22 protein-coding genes are annotated in these 22,401 nt (G+C 62.6%); 13 read left to right on the top strand and 9 right to left on the bottom strand.

Translation table 11 applies throughout. The features are described 5' to 3' along the window. Positions 1-50 precede the first annotated feature (50 nt). Both dprA and tldD read right to left on the bottom strand, forming a co-directional pair. A complete protein-coding gene (gene dprA, locus V1471_RS10590) occupies positions 51-1,235 on the bottom strand; it encodes a DNA-processing protein DprA (RefSeq protein ID WP_434288608.1) in 1,185 nt (394 codons plus the stop codon). Positions 1,236-1,403: 168 nt separating this feature from the next. Continuing rightward, positions 1,404-2,846 (bottom strand): metalloprotease TldD, encoded by a 1,443-nt coding sequence (gene tldD, locus V1471_RS10585; protein ID WP_434288606.1) that lies wholly within the window; start codon positions 2,844-2,846, stop codon positions 1,404-1,406. Positions 2,847-3,017: 171 nt separating this feature from the next. Between tldD and coxB the strand changes: the two genes are divergently transcribed. From coxB to V1471_RS10535, 10 genes are all read left to right on the top strand, one after another. Then, positions 3,018-3,893 (top strand): cytochrome c oxidase subunit II, encoded by an 876-nt coding sequence (gene coxB, locus V1471_RS10580; RefSeq protein WP_434288604.1) that lies wholly within the window; start codon positions 3,018-3,020, stop codon positions 3,891-3,893. Positions 3,894-4,002: 109 nt separating this feature from the next. Beyond that, a complete protein-coding gene (cyoE, locus tag V1471_RS10575) occupies positions 4,003-4,953 on the top strand; it encodes a heme o synthase (protein WP_434288602.1) in 951 nt (316 codons plus the stop codon). 1 nt (position 4,954) lies between these two features. Beyond that, entirely contained in the window at positions 4,955-5,116 is a 162-nt protein-coding gene (locus V1471_RS10570; RefSeq protein WP_066710179.1) for a cytochrome C oxidase assembly protein, read from the top strand. Continuing rightward, on the top strand, positions 5,116-5,697 hold the full coding sequence (locus V1471_RS10565; RefSeq protein WP_434288600.1) for a cytochrome c oxidase assembly protein: 582 nt from the start codon (positions 5,116-5,118) through the stop codon (positions 5,695-5,697). Before V1471_RS10570 ends, V1471_RS10565 begins: the two co-directional genes overlap by 1 nt. A 36-nt stretch (positions 5,698-5,733) precedes the next feature. Beyond that, positions 5,734-6,537: a cytochrome c oxidase subunit 3 gene (locus V1471_RS10560; RefSeq protein WP_066710188.1), complete on the top strand. Its 804-nt coding sequence runs from the start codon at positions 5,734-5,736 to the stop codon at positions 6,535-6,537. Between the two features lie 73 nt (positions 6,538-6,610). Continuing rightward, positions 6,611-7,279: an SURF1 family protein gene (locus V1471_RS10555; RefSeq protein ID WP_434288597.1), complete on the top strand. Its 669-nt coding sequence runs from the start codon at positions 6,611-6,613 to the stop codon at positions 7,277-7,279. Between the two features lie 12 nt (positions 7,280-7,291). Continuing rightward, a complete protein-coding gene (gene thrC, locus V1471_RS10550) occupies positions 7,292-8,674 on the top strand; it encodes a threonine synthase (protein WP_434288595.1) in 1,383 nt (460 codons plus the stop codon). Next, complete coding sequence (locus V1471_RS10545; protein WP_434288593.1) at positions 8,671-9,930, top strand: M16 family metallopeptidase; 1,260 nt, start codon at positions 8,671-8,673, stop codon at positions 9,928-9,930. The genes thrC and V1471_RS10545 overlap by 4 nt, the downstream gene beginning before the upstream one ends. After that, on the top strand, positions 9,930-10,520 hold the full coding sequence (locus tag V1471_RS10540) for a GNAT family N-acetyltransferase (protein ID WP_434288592.1): 591 nt from the start codon (positions 9,930-9,932) through the stop codon (positions 10,518-10,520). The genes V1471_RS10545 and V1471_RS10540 overlap by 1 nt, the downstream gene beginning before the upstream one ends. Positions 10,521-10,646: 126 nt before the next feature. Then, positions 10,647-12,059 carry an FAD-binding oxidoreductase gene (locus tag V1471_RS10535; protein ID WP_434288590.1) on the top strand — a complete coding sequence of 471 codons (1,413 nt, stop codon included), beginning with the start codon at positions 10,647-10,649 and terminating at the stop codon, positions 12,057-12,059. 242 nt (positions 12,060-12,301) lie between these two features. Here the strand turns inward: V1471_RS10535 and V1471_RS10530 are convergent, their stop codons facing one another. From V1471_RS10530 to V1471_RS10520, 3 genes are read right to left on the bottom strand one after another with little or no spacing between them, the layout of a single operon-like run. Next, positions 12,302-12,832 carry an adenine phosphoribosyltransferase gene (locus tag V1471_RS10530; RefSeq protein WP_434288589.1) on the bottom strand — a complete coding sequence of 177 codons (531 nt, stop codon included), beginning with the start codon at positions 12,830-12,832 and terminating at the stop codon, positions 12,302-12,304. A gap of 25 nt (positions 12,833-12,857) precedes the next feature. Then, positions 12,858-13,487, bottom strand: a complete 630-nt coding sequence (locus V1471_RS10525; RefSeq protein ID WP_434288588.1) for a LysE family translocator — start codon at positions 13,485-13,487, stop codon at positions 12,858-12,860. Between the two features lie 4 nt (positions 13,488-13,491). Next, complete coding sequence (locus V1471_RS10520) at positions 13,492-14,373, bottom strand: S-methyl-5'-thioadenosine phosphorylase (RefSeq protein ID WP_434288587.1); 882 nt, start codon at positions 14,371-14,373, stop codon at positions 13,492-13,494. Positions 14,374-14,539: 166 nt separating this feature from the next. Here V1471_RS10520 and V1471_RS10515 point away from each other — a divergent pair, with 166 nt between their 5' ends. Continuing rightward, positions 14,540-16,150: a SulP family inorganic anion transporter gene (locus tag V1471_RS10515; protein WP_434288585.1), complete on the top strand. Its 1,611-nt coding sequence runs from the start codon at positions 14,540-14,542 to the stop codon at positions 16,148-16,150. Between the two features lie 97 nt (positions 16,151-16,247). Here the strand turns inward: V1471_RS10515 and V1471_RS10510 are convergent, their stop codons facing one another. Next, positions 16,248-16,832, bottom strand: a complete 585-nt coding sequence (locus V1471_RS10510; protein ID WP_434288584.1) for a flavin reductase family protein — start codon at positions 16,830-16,832, stop codon at positions 16,248-16,250. Between the two features lie 105 nt (positions 16,833-16,937). Between V1471_RS10510 and V1471_RS10505 the strand changes: the two genes are divergently transcribed. Both V1471_RS10505 and V1471_RS10500 read left to right on the top strand, forming a co-directional pair. Continuing rightward, positions 16,938-17,429 carry a GNAT family N-acetyltransferase gene (locus V1471_RS10505; protein ID WP_434288583.1) on the top strand — a complete coding sequence of 164 codons (492 nt, stop codon included), beginning with the start codon at positions 16,938-16,940 and terminating at the stop codon, positions 17,427-17,429. A 15-nt stretch (positions 17,430-17,444) separates the two neighbouring features. After that, on the top strand, positions 17,445-18,215 hold the full coding sequence (locus V1471_RS10500) for an EcsC family protein (protein WP_434288582.1): 771 nt from the start codon (positions 17,445-17,447) through the stop codon (positions 18,213-18,215). A 6-nt stretch (positions 18,216-18,221) separates the two neighbouring features. Here the strand turns inward: V1471_RS10500 and ptsP are convergent, their stop codons facing one another. From ptsP to V1471_RS10485, 3 genes are all read right to left on the bottom strand, one after another. After that, a complete protein-coding gene (gene ptsP, locus V1471_RS10495; RefSeq protein ID WP_434288580.1) occupies positions 18,222-20,474 on the bottom strand; it encodes a phosphoenolpyruvate--protein phosphotransferase in 2,253 nt (750 codons plus the stop codon). 181 nt (positions 20,475-20,655) lie between these two features. Next, on the bottom strand, positions 20,656-21,030 hold the full coding sequence (locus V1471_RS10490; RefSeq protein ID WP_434288579.1) for a DUF4260 domain-containing protein: 375 nt from the start codon (positions 21,028-21,030) through the stop codon (positions 20,656-20,658). 96 nt (positions 21,031-21,126) lie between these two features. Beyond that, positions 21,127-22,362, bottom strand: coding sequence for an aspartate kinase (locus V1471_RS10485; protein WP_434288578.1), 1,236 nt, complete (start codon positions 22,360-22,362; stop codon positions 21,127-21,129). Positions 22,363-22,401 lie beyond the last annotated feature (39 nt).

The following is a 22,401-nucleotide window of genomic DNA, read 5'->3' as shown; positions in this document are numbered from 1 at the left end:
GTTTCGCATTAATCTGAAACACGGATTGAGTGTGAAGCGCTTGCAACGCTTTAACCCAGCGCCAGCAGTCCGCCGGGTTTGCGGGAAATCCGGCCTTCAAGCTCGAGATTGAGTATTTCCGAGCTGACCCGGTCGGCGGCGAGGCCGATGTCGCGGATCAAATCGTCTTCGGGCAGGGGCGCGCCCGCGAGCCGGGCGAGGATTTCCCTGTGGAGCGCGGCATGATCGGCGAGGTTGCGGCTCTCCTGCGGGGCCGCGGGCACGGGAATGGCCATGTCCGGCGTCTCCATCGCGGTCTGGGCCAGAGGCGAGGCGACCGCGAGCGCGTCGATCACATCGCGTGCACTGCGAATGAGCGTGGCCCCGTCGCGCAACAGGATATTGCACCCGGCGGAGCGCGCATCGAAAGGATGACCGGGCACCGCCATGACCTCCCGCCCCTGATCGAGGGCGTTTCCCGCCGTGAGAAGCGAGCCGGAGCGTGCGGCAGCCTCCACCACGATGGTGGCGCGGGAAAGACCGGAAACGATGCGGTTGCGCATCGGGAAATGCCGGGCAAAGGGTTTCATGCCAAAGGGCTGCTCGGAGATCAGCAGGCCCTGTTCGGCGATGGAATGATAGAGCGCGGTGTTTTCGGCTGGGTAAATCTCGTCGAGACCGCCCGCCAGAACGGCGATGGTCCCGGTGTCCAATGCCGCCTCATGGGCGCTGGCGTCGATGCCACGGGCAAGGCCTGAGGCGATGGCGAAGCCTTCTGCGCCCAGCTCGCGCGACAGAGTGCGGGCAAAGCGTGTGCCGAGAGAGGAGGCATTGCGCGCGCCGACAATGGCCAGCGCGGGGCGTTCGAACAGCGACAGATCGCCCTTGACCCAAAGTGCGGGCGGCGCGTCTTCGATCAGGGCGAGGAGTGCCGGGTAATCGTCATCCGTGCGCAGGATCAGCCGGGCGCCTGTCTTGCGCGCAGCGCGCAGCTCGGCCTCGATCACGCCTTGGGGGCAAATCTGGTATTCGGCAACACCGGCGTTTCTGGCGATTTGGGGGAGGGTCTCAAGGGCGGCGCGGGCAGAGCCATGTTCCCGCATCAGCCGGTAAAACGTACTGACGCCGACGCGTCTGGAGCGCAAGAGCCGGAGCCAGTCGGCCCGATCTTCCACGGTGTGGGGTGGGGTGAGGGGGTGGTGGGAAGGGATGAAATCCAAGGAACCAACTCTCTCCGTCTCTTGCCCTCCCAGCATCCCTTAAAATGGTTAATGAGCGGTTACCAAATTTCCGAAACTTCGCCTTTTAACCCCGTTGAACGATATTTTTTACGCCTTGCCCCTGATGGCAAAGCAAAAACGCGCGATCTGTTCAGCTTTGTTAAGGCCGAACAGCGCGCGCATCTTTCAAATTTGCAAAAGGGATCAGGCGCCCGAGCCACCGACGGTCAGCCCGCCGATCAACAGAGTCGGCTGCCCGACCCCCACCGGCACCCATTGCCCGGCCTTGCCGCAATTGCCCACGCCCGGATCGAGCGCCATGTCATTGCCGATGGCGCGCACATGTTTCATTGCGGTTGCGCCGTCGCCGATCAGGGTCGCGCCTTTGACGGGCGCGCCGACGCGGCCCTTTTCGACGCGGTAGGCTTCGGTACAGTTGAACACGAACTTGCCGTTGGTGATGTCGACCTGCCCGCCGGAGAAGCCAACGGCGTAAATGCCGTCATCCATGCCAGAGAGAATCTCATCGGGGGCCATGTCGCCACCCAGCATATAGGTGTTGGTCATCCGGGGCATCGGCGGGTGGGCGTAGCTTTCGCGCCGTCCGTTGCCGGTGGGTTTCACCCCCATGAGGCGGGCGTTCTGACGGTCCTGCATATAGCCGACCAGCACGCCGTCTTCGATCAGAACGGTTTTCTCCGAAGCGGTGCCCTCGTCATCGACAGAGATGGACCCGCGCCGGTCCGGGATGGTGCCGTCATCGAGAATGGTCACGCCTTTGGCAGCCACCTGTTGCCCCATCAGGCCCGCAAAAGCGGAGGTTTTCTTGCGGTTGAAATCGCCCTCAAGCCCATGCCCCACGGCTTCGTGCAGCAACACGCCGGGCCAGCCCGGTCCAAGTGCGACATCCATCACGCCCGCAGGGGCAGGCACGGCGTCGAGGTTGACGACCGCGATGCGCAACGCCTCGCGTGCCACACCTTTCCAGTGATCGGGGGCGATCAGCCCCGTGAGGCCAAAGCGCCCGCCGCCGCCCGCATTGCCGCTTTCGCGCCGCCCCGCGTGCTCGACGATGACTGAAATCGACAGCCGCGCCATCGGGCGCACATCGGAGACAAGCCCGCCTTCGGGGCGCAGGATATAGACCTCCTGATGCGAGGCGGCGAGGGAGGCGGTGACCTGAACCACGCGGGGATCGAGATCGCGCAGATAGGCGTCGATCTCCCGGAGCGTGTCGATCTTGACCTCGAAGGCCGCGCCGTCGAGCGGGTTTTCATCCGTGTACAGTTTGACATTGGTGGGGCGCGGCGGCTCGGCCAGCGTGCCGCCACCGTCGCCCACTGCGAGACGCGCGGTCTCGGAGGCACGGCGAATCGCAGCCTCTGACATTTCGGTGGAATGGGCGTAACCGGCGGTTTCGCCCCGCACGGCACGCAGCCCGAAACCCTCGGACGCGTCGTAGGAGGCGGTGCGGATGCGCCCGTCGTCGAGCACGAGACCCTCGGAGGTGCGGCGCTCCAGAAACAGCTCGCCGTCGTCCGCGCCCGCCACGGCTCCGCGCAGAATCGTCAGGGCGGTTTCAAGGTCGAGGCTGGTGTTGAACGGATCGAAACGTCCCGAGGTCACGGATATTCTCCTTGGTTGCATGGGGCTCAAGCGCAAACCGCGCGTCAGGGCACGGAAATTCTTGTTCCAATGCGACTAATATGGTTTCTGTTAGACCAGACTCAATGAAAAAGCACCCGGAATACCGGGGCTGCGGGGAAAACGCCGCATCACGTTGCCCGCATACGTTGCATTGCGTCAAAGGGAGGAAAAATGCGCACACACGCCAAATGGCCGGTTTCCGCGGCCACTTTTTTCGCAACCATGCTCAGTGCCATGGTCGCCCCCATTGCAGGGATGGCCCAGGAAGGCGAGCTTCTTGGGGCGCCGGTCAACGGCAAGATGGGCTTTCAGCCGGCCGCGACCGAATTGGCACGCGACCTTCAGGGGTTGGACCATATGATCCTCGTGATCATCACGGCCATTGTCCTTTTTGTCGCAGGGCTGATCCTCTGGGTGATCGTCCGCTACAACAGCCGCGCCAACAAAACGCCTGCCAAGTTCACGCACAACACGCCGATCGAGGTGGCGTGGACGCTGATCCCGATCCTGATCCTTGTGGTGATCGGGGCGTTTTCCCTGCCGGTGCTGTTCAAGCAACAGGAAATCCCGGAGGGCGACATCTACATCAAGGTGACGGGTTATCAGTGGTTCTGGGGCTATGATTATGTCGATGAGGGCATCGCCTTCGACAGCTTCCTTCTGCCGCGTGAGGAGCTTGCGGCGAATGGCTACAGCGACGATCTCTATCTTCTGGCGACCGATACACGGGTGGTGGTGCCGGTGGGCAAGAACATCGTCATGGGGGTGACCGGCGCGGATGTGATCCACAGTTGGACCATCCCGGCCTTTGGCGTGAAACAGGACGCCGTGCCGGGGCGGGTGGCCGAGCTATGGTTCAAACCGGAGAAGACCGGGACGTTCTTTGGCCAGTGTTCGGAGCTGTGCGGCAAGGATCACGCCTTCATGCCGATCACCGTGCAGGTGGTGACGCAGGACAAATATGACGCCTGGCTGGTGGAGGCGAAGGAGCTTTACGCCGCCAATGACACTGCGCCCGCGGCGATCAGGCTGGCCTCTGCCGAGTAATCTTGCGTCAAAATACCGATGAGGGCGGGTAATCGCCCCATCGCAAGACCCACGCACAATATGCGCCGACAGAGGCAAAACCCGCGGTGCACAGGGAGGAGAACACGCGATGACGGATGTGACGATCAGTCTGGAAAGCGGTCGGGACGACAGCCGGGAAGCCGGTTTTGGCGATTACCTCGCGCTTTTGAAGCCGCGGGTCATGTCGCTTGTGGTCTTTACCGCCTTTGCCGGTCTGATCGTGGCCCCCGGCGGGGTGCATCCGTTTGTCGGCTTTTTCGCGATCCTCTGCATCGCCATTGGCGGCGGCGCCTCCGGCGCGCTCAACATGTGGTATGACAGCGACATCGACCGGGTGATGAAACGCACACAGTCGCGCCCGATCCCGGCGGGCAAGGTGACGCGCGAGGAGGCGTTGGGGCTCGGGTTGACGCTGTCGACTTTTGCGGTGGTGATGCTCTGGCTCGCGACCAACTGGGTGGCGGCGGCTTTGCTGGCCTTCACCATCTTCTTCTACGTTGTCGTCTACACCATGGGTCTGAAACGCCGCACGCCGCAGAACATCGTCATCGGCGGGGCCGCCGGGGCGTTTCCGCCGATGATCGGTTGGGCGGCGGTGACCGGAGACATGACCCTGTCGTCGGTTCTGATGTTCATGCTGATCTTCATGTGGACGCCGCCGCATTTCTGGTCGCTGGCGCTGTTCATGAACGCGGATTACGATAAGGCGCGTGTGCCGATGCTGACCGTCACCCATGGCAAGCGCGCGACCCGCAATCACATCCTCGTCTATACGATCCTGCTCGCCGGGTTCTCGGCGGCGATGTTCGCAACACCTCTGGCGGGCTGGTCGTATCTCGTGGTTGCGGTGGTGATGAACGCGCTCTTCGTCAAAGGCGCCATTGCGCTCTGGCGCCGCGATGAGACGGTGGCGGAGGCCGACGGCTACAGGGCCGAAAAGGCATTCTTCAAACTTTCGCTGGCCTACACCTTCCTGCATTTCATGGCGTTGATGGTGGACAAGGCACTGTTTTCTTTCGGTATCGGAGGGCCGTTCTGACATGGCGATCACCAAACTTCACGAAATTCACGACCGCCGCCGCTCCCGCAACGTCGGGCTCGGGCTTGTGCTGGGCGCTTTCGTTGTTCTGCTGATGGGGCTGACGGTGGTGAAGGTCACCGTGCTCGATCCGGCGCATTTCGCGCAGGAGGCGTCGCGCTGATGCCACTCAGGGCCCCGCAGAAAACGGTTGTGAAACTGCTCGGTGTCGTCACCGTCATGGGCGCGCTCGCTTGGGCCTCCGTGCCGTTCTACAGCTGGTTCTGCGCGGTCACGGGGTTTGGCGGTACGGTCGATGTGGCCGAAACGGGATCGGACGTGATCCTCGACGAGACCATCAAGATCCGCTTCGATGCCAACACCGACCCGGATATGCCGTGGCATTTCAAGCCCGTGGTCAACACGATGGAGCTGCGCATCGGCGAGACGGGGCTGGCGTTTTACGAGGCCTATAACCCGACCGACCGCATCGTTGCCGGCACAGCATCTTACAATGTCGCCCCCTTCGAAGCGGGCGGGTTTTTCACCAAGATCGACTGTTTCTGTTTCACCGAACAGGTGTTGCAACCCGGCGAGCGGGTGCTCATGCCGGTGACCTTCTATGTCGATCCCGAGATCACCACCGACAGGGATGCCAAATACGTGCATCGCATCACCCTGTCCTACACGTTTCACGAAACGGACCTGCCCGAGGACTATGCCGCGCTGGATGTCGGCGGGTCTTCGGACACGAGTCTGAACTAAGCCCGAACGGGCATCCAAGGGAGAGGACGTACTCACATGGCGCATGAAAAGAACCACGATTACCACATCCTTCCGCCGTCGCCCTGGCCGCTGATGGCGGCGGTTGCGGCCTTCATCATGCTCTTCGGGGCGGTGATGTGGATGGCCAACGACATGCCCTGGCTGTTTTTCGTCGGGCTGATCGGCACGCTTTACGTGATGTGGTCCTGGTGGGGCGATACGATCCGCGAGAACGCGGTGGGCGATCACACGCCGGTGGTGCGGATCGGGCTGCGCTATGGCTTCATTCTGTTCATCATGTCGGAGGTGATGTTCTTCGCCGCATGGTTCTGGGCCTTCTTCAAGAACGCGCTTTACCCGATGTACACCTATTCCGGCACCGAATACGTCAAGCCGGAGATCGTGCCGATCGAAGCGTTTCACCTGCCGCTTCTCAATACGCTGATCCTGTTGTGTTCGGGGGCTGCCGTGACCTGGGCGCACCATGCGCTGGTGCATGGCAATATCCGCAAGGACATCGTCGCGGGGCTGGCGCTCGGCATCGGTCTCGGCGCGGCGTTCACCATCTTCCAAGCCTATGAATATTACGAGCTTTTCGTCCATGAGGGCTACACGTTCGGTGGCGATTTCTTCTATGGCTCGTTCTTCATGGCGACCGGGTTCCACGGGTTCCACGTCATCATCGGCACGATTTTCCTGACCGTTTGTCTGGTGCGGGCGATGAAGGGCGACTTTACGCCGGAGAACCATGTCGGGTTCGAGGCTGCCGCGTGGTATTGGCACTTCGTCGACGTGGTGTGGCTTTTCCTCTTCGTCGTGGTCTATATTTGGGGACAGTAAGGCTCCTGAGTATTTGGACCATCGGAAAACCTCATGAGAAGGGCGCGTCGCGCCCTTTTTCACTGGAGAGACTATGCTCAAACGGATGATCTTTCCCCTGCTGATCGGGGTCTTGGGCTGTGCGATCCTGATTGCGCTCGGCACATGGCAGCTCAAGCGGCTGGAGTGGAAACAGGGTGTGCTGGCGGAGATCGAAGCGAAGATCGACGCCGCGCCGGTTTCTCTGCCCCTGGAGATCGATCCGTCGATGAAATACCTGCCGGTCATGGCCTCGGGAGAGATCGGGACGGATGAACTGCATGTTCTCGTATCGCGCAAACAGGTGGGTGCGGGCTATCTGATCATCGCCCCCTTCACCACGGTGGATGGGCGGCGCGTGCTTCTGGATCGCGGGTTTGTTCCGGAGATGGCCAAGGATGCCCCACGCGGCGGTGGTCCCGCAACGGTGATCGGCAATCTGCATTGGCCCGACGACATGAACAGCTCCACACCCGCGCCGGACACGGGCCGCAACATCTGGTTTGGCCGCGACATCCCGGAGATGGCGGATGCTCTGGACACGGAACCCGTGCTGATCGTCGCGCGCGAAAGCACGGGGGAGGGGATCGAGCCGATGGCTGTGGGGATCGAAGGCATCCCGAACGACCATCTGCAATATGCGATCACATGGTTTTCGCTTTGCCTTGTCTGGTTGGGGATGACTCTTTTCCTCCTGTGGCGTATCAGGGCGCGAACAATCTGACGAGCGGAACACATGCGTTACATTTCCACCCGTGGCCAAGCGCCGGTGCTGAACTTTGAAGAGGCCATGCTGACGGGCCTTGCCTCCGACGGCGGGCTTTATGTGCCCGAGACCATTCCGACCCTCACCGAGGCGGAGATCGCCGGGTTTGCGGGGCTGTCTTATGAAGATGTTGCCTTCCTCGTGATGAAGCCGTTCATCGGCGACACGTTCACGGATGCGGAATTCAAAGAGATCATCGCCAAGGCTTACGCCGGGTTCAAACACGACGCCCGCGCGCCTCTGGTGCAGCTCGGTCCGAACCACTTCCTTCTGGAACTGTTCCACGGCCCGACGCTGGCGTTCAAGGATTTCGCCATGCAACTGATCGGCCAGCTGTTTCAGGCCGCCCTGTCGCGCTCCGGCAAACATGTGACCATCGTCGGGGCGACCTCCGGCGATACCGGCTCCGCCGCGATTGAGGCGTTCAAAGGCCTGTCGAATGTCGATGTGTTCATCCTTTTCCCACATGGTCGGGTGTCCGATGTGCAGCGTCGCCAGATGACGACGCCGCCGGAGGCGAACGTCCATGCGTTGGCCGTCGAGGGCGATTTCGACGATTGTCAGGCCGCGCTGAAAGAGATGTTCGCCGATCATGATTTCCGCGAGGGTGTCAAACTCGCTGCCGTGAACTCGATCAACTGGGCGCGGGTTTTGGCGCAGGTGGTATATTATTTCACCTCCGCTGTCTCTCTGGGCGCGCCGCGTCGCAAAGTGTCCTTCACCGTGCCGACCGGCAATTTCGGGGATATTTTCGCGGGCTATATCGCGAAACGCATGGGGCTGCCGATCGACAAGCTGGTGATCGCGACGAACCAGAACGACATTCTGCACCGCACCATGGTGACCGGCGCCTATACGAAAGAGGGCGTGACGCCGTCGATTTCTCCGTCGATGGACATTCAGGTGTCGTCGAATTTCGAACGCGCGCTGTTCGATGTCTATGACCGGGAAGGTGCCGCGATTGCCCAGCTGATGACCGAGCTGAAATCCGGCTCTTTCGCAATTTCCCAAGGCGCGATGGATCGCCTGCGCGAGACTTTCACCTCCGGTCGTGCGTCGGAAAACGAGACCATGGCGACGATCACCGACATGTATGCGCGCACCGGCGAAGTGCTCTGCCCGCATACGGCTGTGGCCGTCAAGGTTGGCGAAGAGAACCTCTCGGACGTGCCGATGATTTCGCTGTCCACCGCCCATCCGGCGAAATTCCCCGCCGCTGTCGAAGCCGCCTGTGGCATCCACCCGGCGCTGCCGCCGCATATGGCCGACCTGTTCGAGCGCGACGAGCGCTTTACGGTTGTCCCGAACGATCTCGAAGGGCTCAAAACCCTGATCAAGGAGCGCCTTGCTTGAGCCCGCGCATTCACACTCTGCCCAACGGGTTTCGTATCGTCACCGAGCTTCAACCCTCGATGCAGTCGGCCTCCATCGGCGTCTGGGTCATGGCGGGCGGTCGGCATGAGCGGCTCGAACAAAACGGCATTGCGCATTTTCTCGAACATATGGCCTTCAAAGGTACGCATCGCCGCACGCCCTTGGAAATCGCCGAAGTGCTTGAAAACGTGGGGGGGTATCTCAACGCTTACACCTCGCGCGAGGTCACGGCCTATTACGCGCGGGTGCTCAAAGACGACGTGTCTCTGGCGCTCGATGTGATCGGGGACATCGTTCTCAATCCGATTTTCGACCCGAAAGAGCTGGAGCTCGAGCGCGGTGTGATCCTGTCGGAAATCGGGCAGGCGCTCGATACGCCGGACGATGTGATTTTCGATTGGTTGCAGGAGGCAACCTTCCCGAAACAGGCGCTTGGGCGGACCATTTTGGGACCTGCCGAGCGGGTGCGGAGTTTCACGCGCGACGATCTCGCAGGGTTTGTCGAAGAGCATTACAGCCCCGAACGTATGGTGCTCTCGGCTGCGGGCAATATCGACCACGACCGGATCGTCGCCGAGGCCGAAGAGATTTTCGGCGGGCTCAAACCGCATGGTCGCGATCATGCCGATCCGGCGATTTTCGAAGGCGGCCAGTATCGCAAGGTCAAGAAACTCGAACAGGCGCATTTCACGCTGGCGTTCGAAGGCCCGGCCTATCGCGACGAGGATATCTATATCGCGCAGACCGCGACCACCGCGCTGGGCGGGGGGATGTCGTCGCGCCTGTTCCAGGAACTGCGCGAAAAGCGCGGTCTTTGCTATACGATCTACGCGCAATCCGGGGCCTATTCCGACACCGGTCTGACCACGATTTATGCGGGCACGTCGGGCGATCAGATCAAGGATCTGGCGGAAGTCACAATCGACGAGATGAAACGCGCCGCCGAAGAGATGACACTCGTGGAAGTGGATCGTGCGCGGGCCCAGATCAAGGCCGGATTGCTGATGGGGCTGGAAAGCCCGTCGTCGCGCGCCGAGCGCAATGCGCGGATGATCGGCATCTGGGGACGCATCCCGGCGCTTGAGGAAACCGTCGAGCGGATCAATGCGGTGACGGTGGATAACGTGCGGGAATTCCTTGTGAAAACCGGCATGGGTAAGGCCTCCATGGCGCTTTACGGCCCGGTCAAAGCCGCGCCCGAACTGGAGCATCTGCGCGAAAGGTTCGCGGCCTGATGCTCAAGCGCCGTCTCAAGGTGAAGATCGACACGGAGCGCATGGTCCTACGCCTGCCGCAACATGCCGATTACCGCGCCTGGGCGGCGTTGCGGGCGGAAAGCCGCGACTTTTTACAGCCCTGGGAGCCGACCTGGGCGGCGGATCACCTGACGCGCAAGGCCTTTACCAATCGCGTCTTCTGGGCGGAGCGGACCTATAAGGCGGACACCGGCCTGCCGGTGTTTCTGTTTCGCCGCGACGACGAGGCTTTGGTGGGGGCGCTGACGCTGGATAACATCCGGCGGGGGCCTGCACAGGCGGGGACCATCGGCTATTGGATCGGCGCGCGCTACGCCCGTCAGGGATATATGAAAGAGGCCATTGCGGCGGTGGTGCATCATGCCTTCACCAGGCTCGATCTGAGCCGGATCGAGGCGGCCTGCCTGCCGGAAAATGCCGCCTCGCGGGGGGCTTTGGAGAAGGCCGGGTTCAAATACGAAGGCGTGGCGCAGGCGTATTTGCAGATCAACGGGCGCTGGCGCAACCATGTGCTTTATTCCTCGCTGCGGCACGACCGGCGCGGGCCGACGGATGTCGGGCTGGCCTGATTGCGGCGCTGAAACCTCTGTCGGCAAAGCGTCGGATTTCTGTCGGACTTTTGTCGGCCCTTGCGCGGGCGCTGCTTCTTTCCGTGTGAGCCGCTTTGAGCTACATCCGGGGGAAAGGAGTTCCCGATGACCCAACCCGCCACACCCGAATTTCTCGACAGGCTTGACGCGGCCCTGCCGCCCGGCACGCTGCGCGACCGCCGTCCCGGCGAGTTGGAAGACCCGCGCGGGCGCTATCACGGGCAGGCCGCCGTGATCGCTTGTCCGAAGATGGTCGAAGAGGTCGCCACCGTGGTGCGGCTTTGCAACGAGGCCGGGGTCGGCATCGTGCCTCTTGGGGGCGGAACCGGATTGGTTCTTGGGCAGATCGCCTATGAGGGACCGGCGCCCGTGATCCTGTCTCTGGAGCGGATGAACAAAATCCGCGCGACCTACCCGGAAGAGAACATGATTGTCGCTGAGGCCGGGGCGATCCTCGCCGAGGTGCAGAATGAGGCGGAAGAGGCCGGGCGGCTTTTCCCGCTGTCCTTGGGCGCGGAGGGGACCTGTCGGATCGGGGGGAACCTGTCGACCAACGCGGGCGGGCTCAATGTGCTGCGCTATGGCAATGCCCGCGAGCTGTGCCTCGGGATCGAGGCGGTGCTGCCGGACGGGCAGGTTTTTCACGGGCTGAAACGCCTGCGCAAGGACAACACGGGCTATGACATCCGCAACCTTCTGATCGGGGCGGAGGGGACGCTGGGCGTGATCACCGCTGCGGCGCTGCGGTTGTTCCCAAGGCCGGAGCGCACGGCTGCGGCGATCCTTGTGGTGCCCTCGCCTGCGGCGGCGCTGGAGCTTTTGAACATGGCACAGGGGATTGCCGGGGAGGGAATTTCGGCCTTTGAATTGATCTCGGGCATGGGGCTGGAGTTCTTGGCCGAGACCGTGCCCGAGATTCGCCAGCCGTTCGAGGCCCGCCCGGAGTGGTGCGTGTTCATGGATCTGGGCGTCTCGGGCGCATCCGATCCGGATGAGATGCTGGCGACGCTGTTCGAGCGCGCGTTTGAGGCGGGGTTGGTGAGTGACGGGGTGATTGCCCAGAGCGAGGCGCAGCGGCAGGCGTTCTGGACGCTCAGGGAAACCATCCCGGAGGGTAACAAGCGGATCGGGTCAATCTCGTCGCATGACATTTCCATTCCGCTCTCAAGGATTGCGGCGTTCATCCCGGAGGGGATTGAGCGGCTTTCGACACTGGGCGATGTGCGGGTGAATGCGTTCGGTCATCTGGGGGACGGCAACCTGCATTACAACGTTTTCCCGGCCAAGGGGCGGGACCGGTCGGAATATGAGAACATCCGGGCCGAGGTGAAGCGCGTGGTGCATGATCTGGTCGCGGAGTACGACGGGTCGTTTAGTGCCGAGCATGGCGTTGGGCGGCTCAAGGCGGAGGATCTGGAGCGTTATGGCGATCCGGCGAAATTGTCTGCGATGCGGGCGATCAAGGCGGCGCTCGATCCGAAGGGGATCATGAACCCCGGCGCGGTGCTGCGGGGCTAAGGGGGCTGAGTATTTCAGCCATCAGAAAGCCCGATGTCCGCTTGGATGACTCTCTGAGGTCGCGTTAAGGTTCATCTGATTAAGGTTGATGTAGGGAAGGGCGCACAGAAAAGCGCACAGAGAAAAGCGCCCTGACCGGGGGGCGATCTGGGCGCGGGATGTGAGTGCTCACATGTGGTGCAAACAGCGTTCCGGCTCCTCGGAACAGGCACAGCTTTATGTTCGATTCCTTACGAAAGCGTTTAAAGCCCTTCGAATTGGCAGAGGGCGTGGATGTCGTAGCCCAGATCTTCCAGACGTTTGCGACCGCCGAGGTCCGGCAGGTCGATGATGAAGGCGCAGCCGACGATTTCGCCGCCCAGACGTTCGACCAGTTTGATCCCGGCCTCTGCGGTGCCGCCGGTGGCGAGAAGATCGTCGACCACGAGGATTTTCTCGCCGGGCTGGATCGCGTCGTCATGGATCTCGACCACGGCCTCGCCATATTCGAGCGTGTACTCTTCGGAGATCACCGCACCCGGCAGTTTGCCTTTTTTGCGAATGGGCACGAAGCCGATGGAGAGCTGATGCGCGATGGCGCCGCCGAGGATGAAACCGCGGGCTTCGAGGCCGACCACCTTGTCGATGCGCTGGCCGACGTAAGGATCGAGCAGCTGGTCGATGGCAAGCCGCATGCCGCGCGGATCGGCAAAGAGCGTGGTGACATCGCGGAACAGGATGCCCTCATGCGGGAAATCGACGATGGTGCGGATGTAATCCTTGACGGTTTTCATGGTCGTTCTCTTTTTTCAGGCTCTGTCAGGCGGCGCGGCGCAGCGTGGCGGTCAAGGCCCCCATGCCGAGGAGCGCGATACCGCCTGCGCGGGTCATGTTGCGCAGCACGCGGGGACGCTGGATGCGTTGACGCATACGATTGGCGAGGAGCGCATAGGCCAGCGCATTGAGGGTGGCGAGGGTGACGAAGGTCGCGATCAACACGGTGAACTGGGGCGCGATGGGCGCGGAGGGGGTGATGAACTGCGGCACGAAGGCGATGAAGAAGCCGATGGATTTCGGGTTCAGCGCAGTGACCGCAGCGGCATGGGTGAACACCTGTTTCGAGCTGACATGGCCCATCTGTTCGACCGTGCCGAGCGTGGCGTGGGGGGCGGATTTCAGCATCTTGAAGCCGAGGTAGAAAAGATAGGCGGCGCCGACCCATTTGAGGGCGGTAAAGGCGGTGGCCGAGGCCATCACCAGCGCGCCCAGACCCAGAAGCGAGGCGGTCATGGCCACGAAATCGCCGAGGGCGACGCCCAGAGCGGTGGCAACGGCGACGCGTTTGCCTTGGGTGAGGGCGTAGGACAGCACCAGAAGGATCGTCGGGCCGGGGATCATCAAAAGCGCGGTGGAGGCGGCGACAAAGGCCAGCCAAAGGTCGAAGGGCATCGGGTTATCCTTTCAAGACACGACCTGCGACGGTCGCCAGTTTCTCGATCATCGCCGGATCGCGTTTGTCCGGCGCGGTCATGATCGCATACTCAAGCGCGCGGTCGCAGCCGAAGGGGCAGGGTTCATAAGCGCCGCCCAAAAGCTCGGGAAGGGCCGCGACAAGGGATTTGGCGTGCGCCGTGTTGGCCTTCAGCGTCTTGAGGATGTCGGTGATCTGAACCGCGCCGTGGTCCGGGTGCCAGCTGTCGTAATCGGTGACCATGGCGATGGAGGCGTAGCAGATCTCCGCCTCGCGGGCGAGTTTGGCTTCCGGCATATTGGTCATGCCGATGACGTCGCACCCCCAGTCCCGGTACATCTTGCTTTCGGCCATGGAGGAGAACTGCGGCCCTTCCATGGCGAGATATGTGCCGCCCATATGAACCGTGACGCCCGTGGAGCGCGCGGCCTCATAGGCGATGCCGGAAAGGCGTTCGCAGACCGGATGTGCGACGGAAACATGCGCGACACAGCCCGTGCCGAAGAAGCTCTTTTCCCGCGCAAAGGTGCGGTCGATGAACTGATCGACGATGACGAAGTCGCCGGGGGCCATTTCCTCGCGGAACGATCCGACGGCGGAGACGGAGAAAAGATCCGTAACCCCCATCTGTTTCATCGCGTCGATATTGGCGCGGTAATTGACGGTGGAGGGCGAATGGACATGGCCGCGGCCGTGACGGGGCAGGAAGACCATTTTGACGCCCTCAAGCATGCCGGTCAGAAGCGCGTCGGAGGGATCGCCCCACGGGGTCGAGACGGCCTGCCAGGTGGCCTCTTCCAGCCCGTCGATTTCATAGACGCCAGAGCCGCCCATCACGCCGATCACACGCTGTTTTTCCGTCATGCCCGTCTCCTATGCTGGTCGGCCCAACCTTGCGGCGCTGCGGCGGGGCGCGCAAGGGGCAATGCGCAACAGTCCGGAGCGGACTGGGCGTCACAGGCTTTCGCAACCGCAGCAAAGCCGTTATAGAGCCGATAACCGCACAAATCCTGACATCTGGGGGCCTCCCGTGATCCAATCCGCGCTCGCAAGTTTTGCGAAGAACCTCTCCATTACCTCCTCGCCCTCCTATCCGCTGACGCCGAAACAAATCAAAACCGATCTGCTCTCCGGGCTGACCGTCGCCTTGGCGCTGGTGCCGGAGGCGGTGGCTTTCGCTTTCGTGGCGGGGGTGAACCCGCTGGTGGGCCTCTATGCGGCCTTCCTGATGGGGCTGATCACGGCGCTGATCGGTGGGCGGCCGGGGATGATTTCCGGGGCCACGGGGGCGATTGCCGTGGTGCTGGTGAGCCTCGTGGCGCAGCATGGGGTCGAGTACCTGTTCGCGACCGTCGTGCTCATGGGCATCCTGCAAATCCTCGCGGGGATTTTCCGGCTCGGAAAATTCATCCGCCTTGTGCCGCATCCGGTGATGCTCGGGTTCGTCAATGGCCTCGCTATCGTGATTTTCCTCGCGCAGATGACGCAATTCAAAGAGCCGGGGACGGATCACTATATGTCCGGTCTGCCTCTGATGATCATGCTGGCGCTGGTCGGGCTGACCATGGCGGTGGTGCATTTCCTGCCGAAAGTCACCTCGATCATCCCGGCGCCGCTGGCGGGTATTCTTGTGACGGCTGGCGTCGTTATCGCCTTTGGCATCGACGTGCCGCGCGTCGGCGATATGGCGACGATCAAGGGCGGGCTGCCGCAGTTCCATATCCCTGCCGTGCCGATGTTCGAGAGCATGGACAGCTTTGTCGCGACGCTCAAGATCATCTTCCCCTATGCGCTGATCGGGGCCGCTGTGGGCCTCATTGAGAGCCTTTTGACCCTCAACCTCGTGGGAGAGATCAAGGGCGAGCGGGGCGGCGTGTCGCAGGAATGCGTGGCGCAGGGGACGGCCAATGTGGTCACCGGCTTTTTCGGCGGCATGGGCGGTTGCGCCATGATCGGCCAGTCGATGATCAACGTGAAATCCGGCGGACGCACCCGGCTTGCCGGGATCACGGCGGCGGTGTTTCTGTTGCTTTTCATCGTGGTCGCCAGCCCGCTCATCGAACAAATCCCGCTCGCGGCCCTCGTGGGCGTGATGTTCATGGTGGTGATCGGCACCTTTGCGTGGAACTCGTTCAACGTGATGCGCAAAGTGCCGCGGGTGGACGCGTTTGTCATCGTGCTCGTGACCGTGGTGACCGTGTTCGAAGATCTCGCGGTCGCCGTGATCGTGGGGGTGATCGTCTCGGCGCTGGCCTACGCGTGGCAGAACGCCTCGCGCATCCATGCCAAAACCTATGAGACGCCGGAAGGGGCCAAGGTCTATCAGATCCAGGGCCCGCTGTTCTTCGGCTCGGTCGAAGGCTTCCTTGAGATGTTTGACCCGGCCACCGACCCGGCGATGGTGATCGTCGATTTCGGCGACAGCCGGGTGGCGGATCAATCCGCGCTCAACGCGATCGAAAGCTTGGCCGCGAAATATGAGGCGCAGGGCAAGGAGATCCAACTGCGCCACCTGTCGCGCGACTGTCACCGGTTGTTGAAAAACGCCGGTCACCTGATGATCGACAGCGACGACGACCCGGATTACGAGGTCGCCACCGACTACTCTGTGCGCACCGGGGTGCTGGGTGCCGGGCACTGAGCCCGAATATTCGATAAAGACAAGAAAAGGGGCCCTAGTGGCCCCTTATGCGTTTCCTTTGCTGGAAAAATACTCAGACAAGCTCAATCCTTGGGGATTAATCATTCGGGCGCGTCAGTTCGAACACTTCGGTGACCTCGGCATAATCGCGATAGCCGAGGCGCGACAGCATTCGGGCGTGGACGACATCGAACCGCCCGTCGATGACGCAATCCTCGCGCATGTGGATGCCGACGACCTCGCCGAAAATCGCGAAATTGTCCTTGCCTTCGAGTGGCACGATCTGGGTCACCTTGCATTCCAGAGAGGCCGGTGCGTCCTCGACACGGGAACAGGCGATGTCACGGCAGGGGGCGCGGAGCGCGCCGGAATGGGCGAACTCGTCCTCTTCGAAACCGAGTGCCTCGGAGGAGGCGTTCATCACCGCGATCTGGTTCGCGCCCACGAGGTTGACGCAGAATTCGCCGGTTTCCCGGAGGTTGCGCAACGAGTCCTTGGCACCGACGGTGGAGAACATCACCTGCGGCGGGATATAGGCGACGGCGTTGAAGAAGGAATAGGGCGCGAGGTTTTCATGTCCGCTCGCGGAGCGGGTGGAGATCCAGCCGATGGGGCGGGGCGACACGATGGCGTTGAACGGGTTGTGTGGCAGGCCATGGCCGTCTTTGGGGCGGTAGAACATTGTGCGGGACCTCTTCTTCGCGTTGCCCCTCATGTAGCGTCGTGCTAGCAGGATTTCGAGCAAAACCAGCAGGCTGCAAGCCCTGCGGCGAGAAATGAGGCGGATGTGTACAAGCTCGACGTGGAAACGGACGCGGATTGGTGGGAGGTCGAAGCCCTCTATGACACCTGTTTTGCCCCCGGACGCGAGCTTTTGTCGTCTTATCGCCTGCGCGACGGCGTGCCGAAGGTTCAGGATCTCTGCCTCATTGCCCGCGATGAAAACGGCGTTCTGGCCGCCGCGATTCGGTTCTGGCCGATCCGCATTGGGGCGGGGGAGCACCGTGCGCTTCTGCTTGGCCCCGTGGCTGTGCACCCGACGCGGCAGGGCGAGGGGCTTGGCGGCATGTTGATGACCGAGTCGATGGCGGAGGCGGTGCGTCTGGGCTGGGACCGGGTGATGTTGGTGGGCGATGCGCCCTATTACAACCGTTTCGGTTTCGAAAAGCTCGACCATGTCCAGATGCCGCCGCCCACGAACCCCGACCGGGTTTTGGGCGTCGCGTTGCGTCCCGGAGCCTGGGACGGGGTCGAGGGGCTTGTCCACAAGGACGACTGATCCCATCTAAGGGATATGATGAAAGAATTGCCGCCCCTCACCGATGGCTCTCATGCCGTGTTGCAAGCCCCGACGCCGGAGGCGATCCGGGCGCTTGCGCGGCGTCTCAAACGCGCCAATCACCCCGGAATGCAGCTTTTGAACATGGTGGGCGGCACCGCCGACGGGTTGTTCAACAAACTGCCTGCGCCGGTGCGCGGGCAGTTGGAAGGTGCGACGATGTCGGCGCTGGAGCTGGCCTTTGACGGGGCCTCGCGCGGGCGGCGCAACGTGAAGGGCAACGCCTGGCTGTCGCGGGCGGTGACCTCGGGGCTTGGCGCGCTGGGCGGGGCCGGGGGCTTGCCGACCGCTTTGGCCGAATTGCCGGTGACGACGACGGTGCTGTTGCATGCGATTCAGGTGGTGGCCGAGGAACACGGCTTCGACCCCGACCGCGACGATGTGCGCAAGGCCTGCATTCAGGTCTTTGCGGCCGCCGGGCCTTTGGAGGCGGATGACGGGGCCGATCTCGGGTTTCTGGCGGCGCGCACGACGCTGACCGGGGCGACGCTCAACGGTATCATCGCCAAGGTTGCGCCGAGGCTGTCCGTGGTGCTGGGGCAGAAACTTGCGACCCAGACCGTCCCCGTACTGGGCGCAGTGGCGGGGGCGGCGACGAATTACGCCTATACCGCCTATTATCAGGACATGGCGCATGTGAGCTTTGGGCTGTTGCGCATGGCCGAGGACAGCGATCTGGGCTTTGACGCGCTCAAGGAGATGTTGCGCGTGGAGATGAAGCGCTAACGCGTTTCAGGTGACGAAACCGCGCTCCGCGAGGTGATCGGAGAGCGCCTTGCGCACCGATTGTGCGCCGCTCGCCGCGGCCTGATCGATCACCGCCGCCACCTCGTCGAGATCGAGACGCCGCAGCATCGCCTTGACGGGGCCGATGGAGGCCGGGCGCATCGACAGGGTGCGCACGCCCATGGCGGCGAAGGCCACCGCTTCCAAGGGACGTCCGGCATCCTCGCCACAGAAGGACACGGGCGTGTCGAACTGGTCGCAGCGGGCGACGATCTGGCGGATGAAGCTCAGGAAGGAATAGTTCAGCGTGTCGTAGCGCTTGCGGACGCGTTCGTTTTCCCGGTCGGCGGCGAAGAAGAACTGTTTGAGATCGTTGCCGCCGATGGAGATGAAATCGGTTTCCTCGAAGAACCGGTCGGGGGCGAAGGCCAGCGACGGGGTCTCCAACATTGCGCCGACTTCGAGCGAGGCGGGCAGGACATGGCCCAGTTTGCCTTCGCTTTCCAGCACGGTGGCGAGCATGGCCTTGGCCTCGCGGAATTCGTCGAATTGCGCCACGAAGGGGAACATGATGGTCAGCGGGCGGCCCGCAGCGGCGCGAATGAGGGCCTGCAACTGCATCCGCATGACGCCGCCCCGGTCGAGCCCGACGCGAATCGCACGCCAGCCCATCGCCGGGTTCGGTTCGTCCTGCGGTTTCATATAGGGCAGCACCTTGTCGGAGCCGATGTCGAGGGTGCGGAACACCACGCGCTTGCCCTTGGCGGCATCCATGACGCGGGCATAGAGCGAGGCGAGATCGCCGCGTTTCGGAACCTTGTTGCGGATCAGGAACTGCAATTCGGTGCGAAACAGGCCCACGCCCTCGGCGCCGGAGGTGGCCAGTGACGGCAGGTCCGCCATCAGACCGGCGTTCATGTGCAGCGCGATATGTTTGCCGCAGAGCGTCTGGGCCGGGAGCCCCACGAGACCGGCATAGCGTTTCTGCGCTTCGGCCTGCATCGCGATCTTGTCGCGAAAGGCGGTGGCGACGGTTTCTTCGGGACGCAGGTGCACCACGCCCTGATCGCCATCGATGAGGATGGTATTGCCGTTGAGCGCCTCTGTCGTGATGCCTTCGGCATGGATGACGAGCGGGATCGCCCAGGCGCGGGCGACGACGGCGGCATGCGAACCGACGGAGCCTTGCTCCAACACGATGCCCTTGAGATCCTTGCCGTAGTCCAGAAGCTCGCCGGGGCCGATGTTGCGGGCCACGAGAATGGGGTTTTCGGGCATTTCGGCACCGGTTTCCTTGCCCTGCCCGGTGAGGATGCGCAGAAGCCGGTTCGACAGGTCGTCGAGGTCGTGCAGGCGCTCGCGCATATAGGGGTCGGGCACGGTGGCGAGACGGCTGCGCGCAGCGCTTTGTTCTTTTTCGACGGCGGCCTCTGCGGAGAGACCGCGCCCGATGTCCTCTTCCATCCGGCGCATCCAGCCACGGGAATTGGCGAACATGCGATAGGCTTCGAGCACTTCGCGCTGGTCCTTGTCGGAGGGTTCGACACGGGCGAGCATGCTGTCGACGGAGATCCGCAGCTTGTCCACCGCTTCGCGCAGGCGCAGGGATTCGGCCTCCGGGTCGTCGGCCACCGGGTTGGTGATCACGACGCGCGGTTCGTGGAGATAGACATGGCCTTCGGCGACGCCCTCCTGACCGGTCAGGCCGCGAAACAGCACGGGGTGGGTGTGGAGCGCGCCCATACCGCCCTCGTCGCCGACGAAGGCACCGAGTTCGGTCATTTCGGCGAGCACCATGGCGACCACTTCGAGGGCGTAAACCTCATCGTCGGTGAAGGCGCGGGCCTCTTTCGACTGGACGACCAGAACGCCGAGAATTTCGCCAAGACGCTGGATCGGCAGGCCGAAGAAGCTGGAATAAATCTCCTCGCCGGTCTCGGGCATGTAGCGGAAGCCCGGCTCGGCGGGGGCGTCGGCGGTGTTGACCATGCAGCGGGTGCGGGCGACCCGGCCCACGAGGCCTTCGCCGATGCGCATCCGGGTCTTGTGCACCGCCTCGGGTTTGAGCCCTTCGGTGGCGCAAAGTTCGAGCGTGTCCTTGTCGCGGAACAGGTAGATCGAGCAGACCTCGGTCTGCATGCTGTCGGCGATCAGATGGGTGATGCGATCGAGGCGCGCCTGCCCGGCGCTGTCCTCGGCCAGAGTGTCCCTGAGCCGGCCCAGAAGCTTCCGGCTTTCGCTCTCCATATTGTTTGGCATGTCCCCGCCGGTCCTCTCGCGCGCCTTGCTTTGGGCGTCGTCTTCTTAGAGCACAGATGTGGGGATTGCCCAGAGGAAATCAACCTCTGCGGGCAGGCTGAGCGTGAATTTGCGTGGAAAAAGTGCAGAAAAATCCGGGAGTTGCCTGTGCAGGTGCAGAAAGTTTCGCCGCAGGTGCGATTTATGCGCCGGTTTTGCCGATCCGTCCGAGATGTGTGATCACAAAGGATTGGGGTGATTTCAACCCATAGCCGAGGGCGCGGTCGGCCCCGGCATGTCCGATCCAGAGGAGGCCGAGAGCGGCGAGCACTGGTTGCGCGAAGATCAGGCCGACAAGACCGATGCATGCGCCAAAGCCATAGAGATGCAGGAGATTATAGGCGAAAGCCCCGGCGCGGGGGCCGAAAGCATAGGCGGCAAAGGACAGGTCGGGGGCGAAAAACAGGGCGGCCATGGCCCAGGGCGACAGAGGGAGGCCGAGGTGTCTGAGCGCGCAAAGCGCAGCGACGCAGATCAGGGCACCCTCGGCGCGTTGCCAGAGAATCGTCTCACGCATGGCGGTCTCCTTTGGTCTCATGTGGGGGCGATCGGACAAAAGAAAACCCCCGTGCGAGGCGCGGGGGTTTCATGTGAGCGGCAAGGATGGCCCGGATCAGGCTTTGTCGAGCTCGAAGGCGTCGTGCAGGGCCTGCACGGCCAGCTCGGTGTATTTGCGGTCGATCAGCACGGAGATCTTGATCTCGGAGGTGGCGATCACCTTGATGTTGATGCCTTCGTCGCGCAGCACTTTGAACATTTTCGCGGCGACGCCCGACTGCGAGCGCATGCCGATGCCGACGAGGGAGATCTTCGCCACGTTCATGTCGGAGATCAGTTCGCCGTAGTTCAGATCGCCCTTGGTCTTGGCTTCGGCCAGCGCGGCCTCGGCACGTTTGACCTGATCCATCGGGCAGGAGAAGGTCATGTCGGTGCGACCCTCTTCGGAGATGTTCTGAACGATCATGTCGACGTTCACCCCGGCCTCGGCCAGCGGGCCGAAGATCGCGGCGGCGATGCCGGGACGGTCGGCGACGGACAGAAGGGTCATCTTGGCCTCTTCGCGCGACGAGGCGATGCCGGAGACAGGTTTGTTTTCCACGATATCCTCCTCGGCACAGATCAGCGTGCCGGCATTGGGGTTATATTCCTCGAAAGACGACAGGACGCGCAGGCGTACGCCGTAGCGCATGGCCAGCTCGACCGAGCGGGTCTGAAGCACTTTCGCGCCGAGGGAGGCCATTTCCAGCATCTCCTCGAAGGCGACTTTTTCCATCTTGCGGGCTTTGCTTTCGACCCGCGGATCGGTGGTATAGACCCCGTCCACATCGGTGTAGATGTCGCAACGCTCGGCCTCGAAGGCGGCGGCGAATGCCACGGCGGTGGTGTCGGAACCGCCACGGCCCAGCGTGGTGATCCGGCCTTCGGGCGAAATGCCCTGGAAGCCCGCGACGACGGCGACTTTCATGCCCTCGGCGAATTTCGCAAGGATGTTGTCGGTCGGAATTTCCTCGATCCGGGCGGCGGAATGCGCGGAATTGGTCTTGAGCGGCACTTGCCAGCCCTGCCAGCTGCGCGCGGGCACATCCATTTCCTGAAGCGTCAACGCCATGAGGCCCGCAGTGACGTTCTCGCCCGAGGACACGACGGCGTCATATTCGCGCGCGTCATACATCGGCGAGGTTTCGTTTACGAAGCCCACGAGCTTGTTGGTTTCGCCCGACATGGCCGAGACCACGACGATCACGTCATAGCCATTGGCGACTTCGCGACCGACGCGCTTGGCGGCGCGTTTGATCTTGTCGAGCGTTGCGACGGACGTGCCGCCGAATTTCATCACGAGAATTGGCATTTTTGCCCGGTTCCCCCGTCTCAAACTGGTCACGGTTCT

The organism is Celeribacter sp. SCSIO 80788 (assembly GCF_051054295.1).
GTDB lineage: Bacteria > Pseudomonadota > Alphaproteobacteria > Rhodobacterales > Rhodobacteraceae > Celeribacter.
This window is presented reverse-complemented; position numbering and strand designations above follow the sequence as displayed.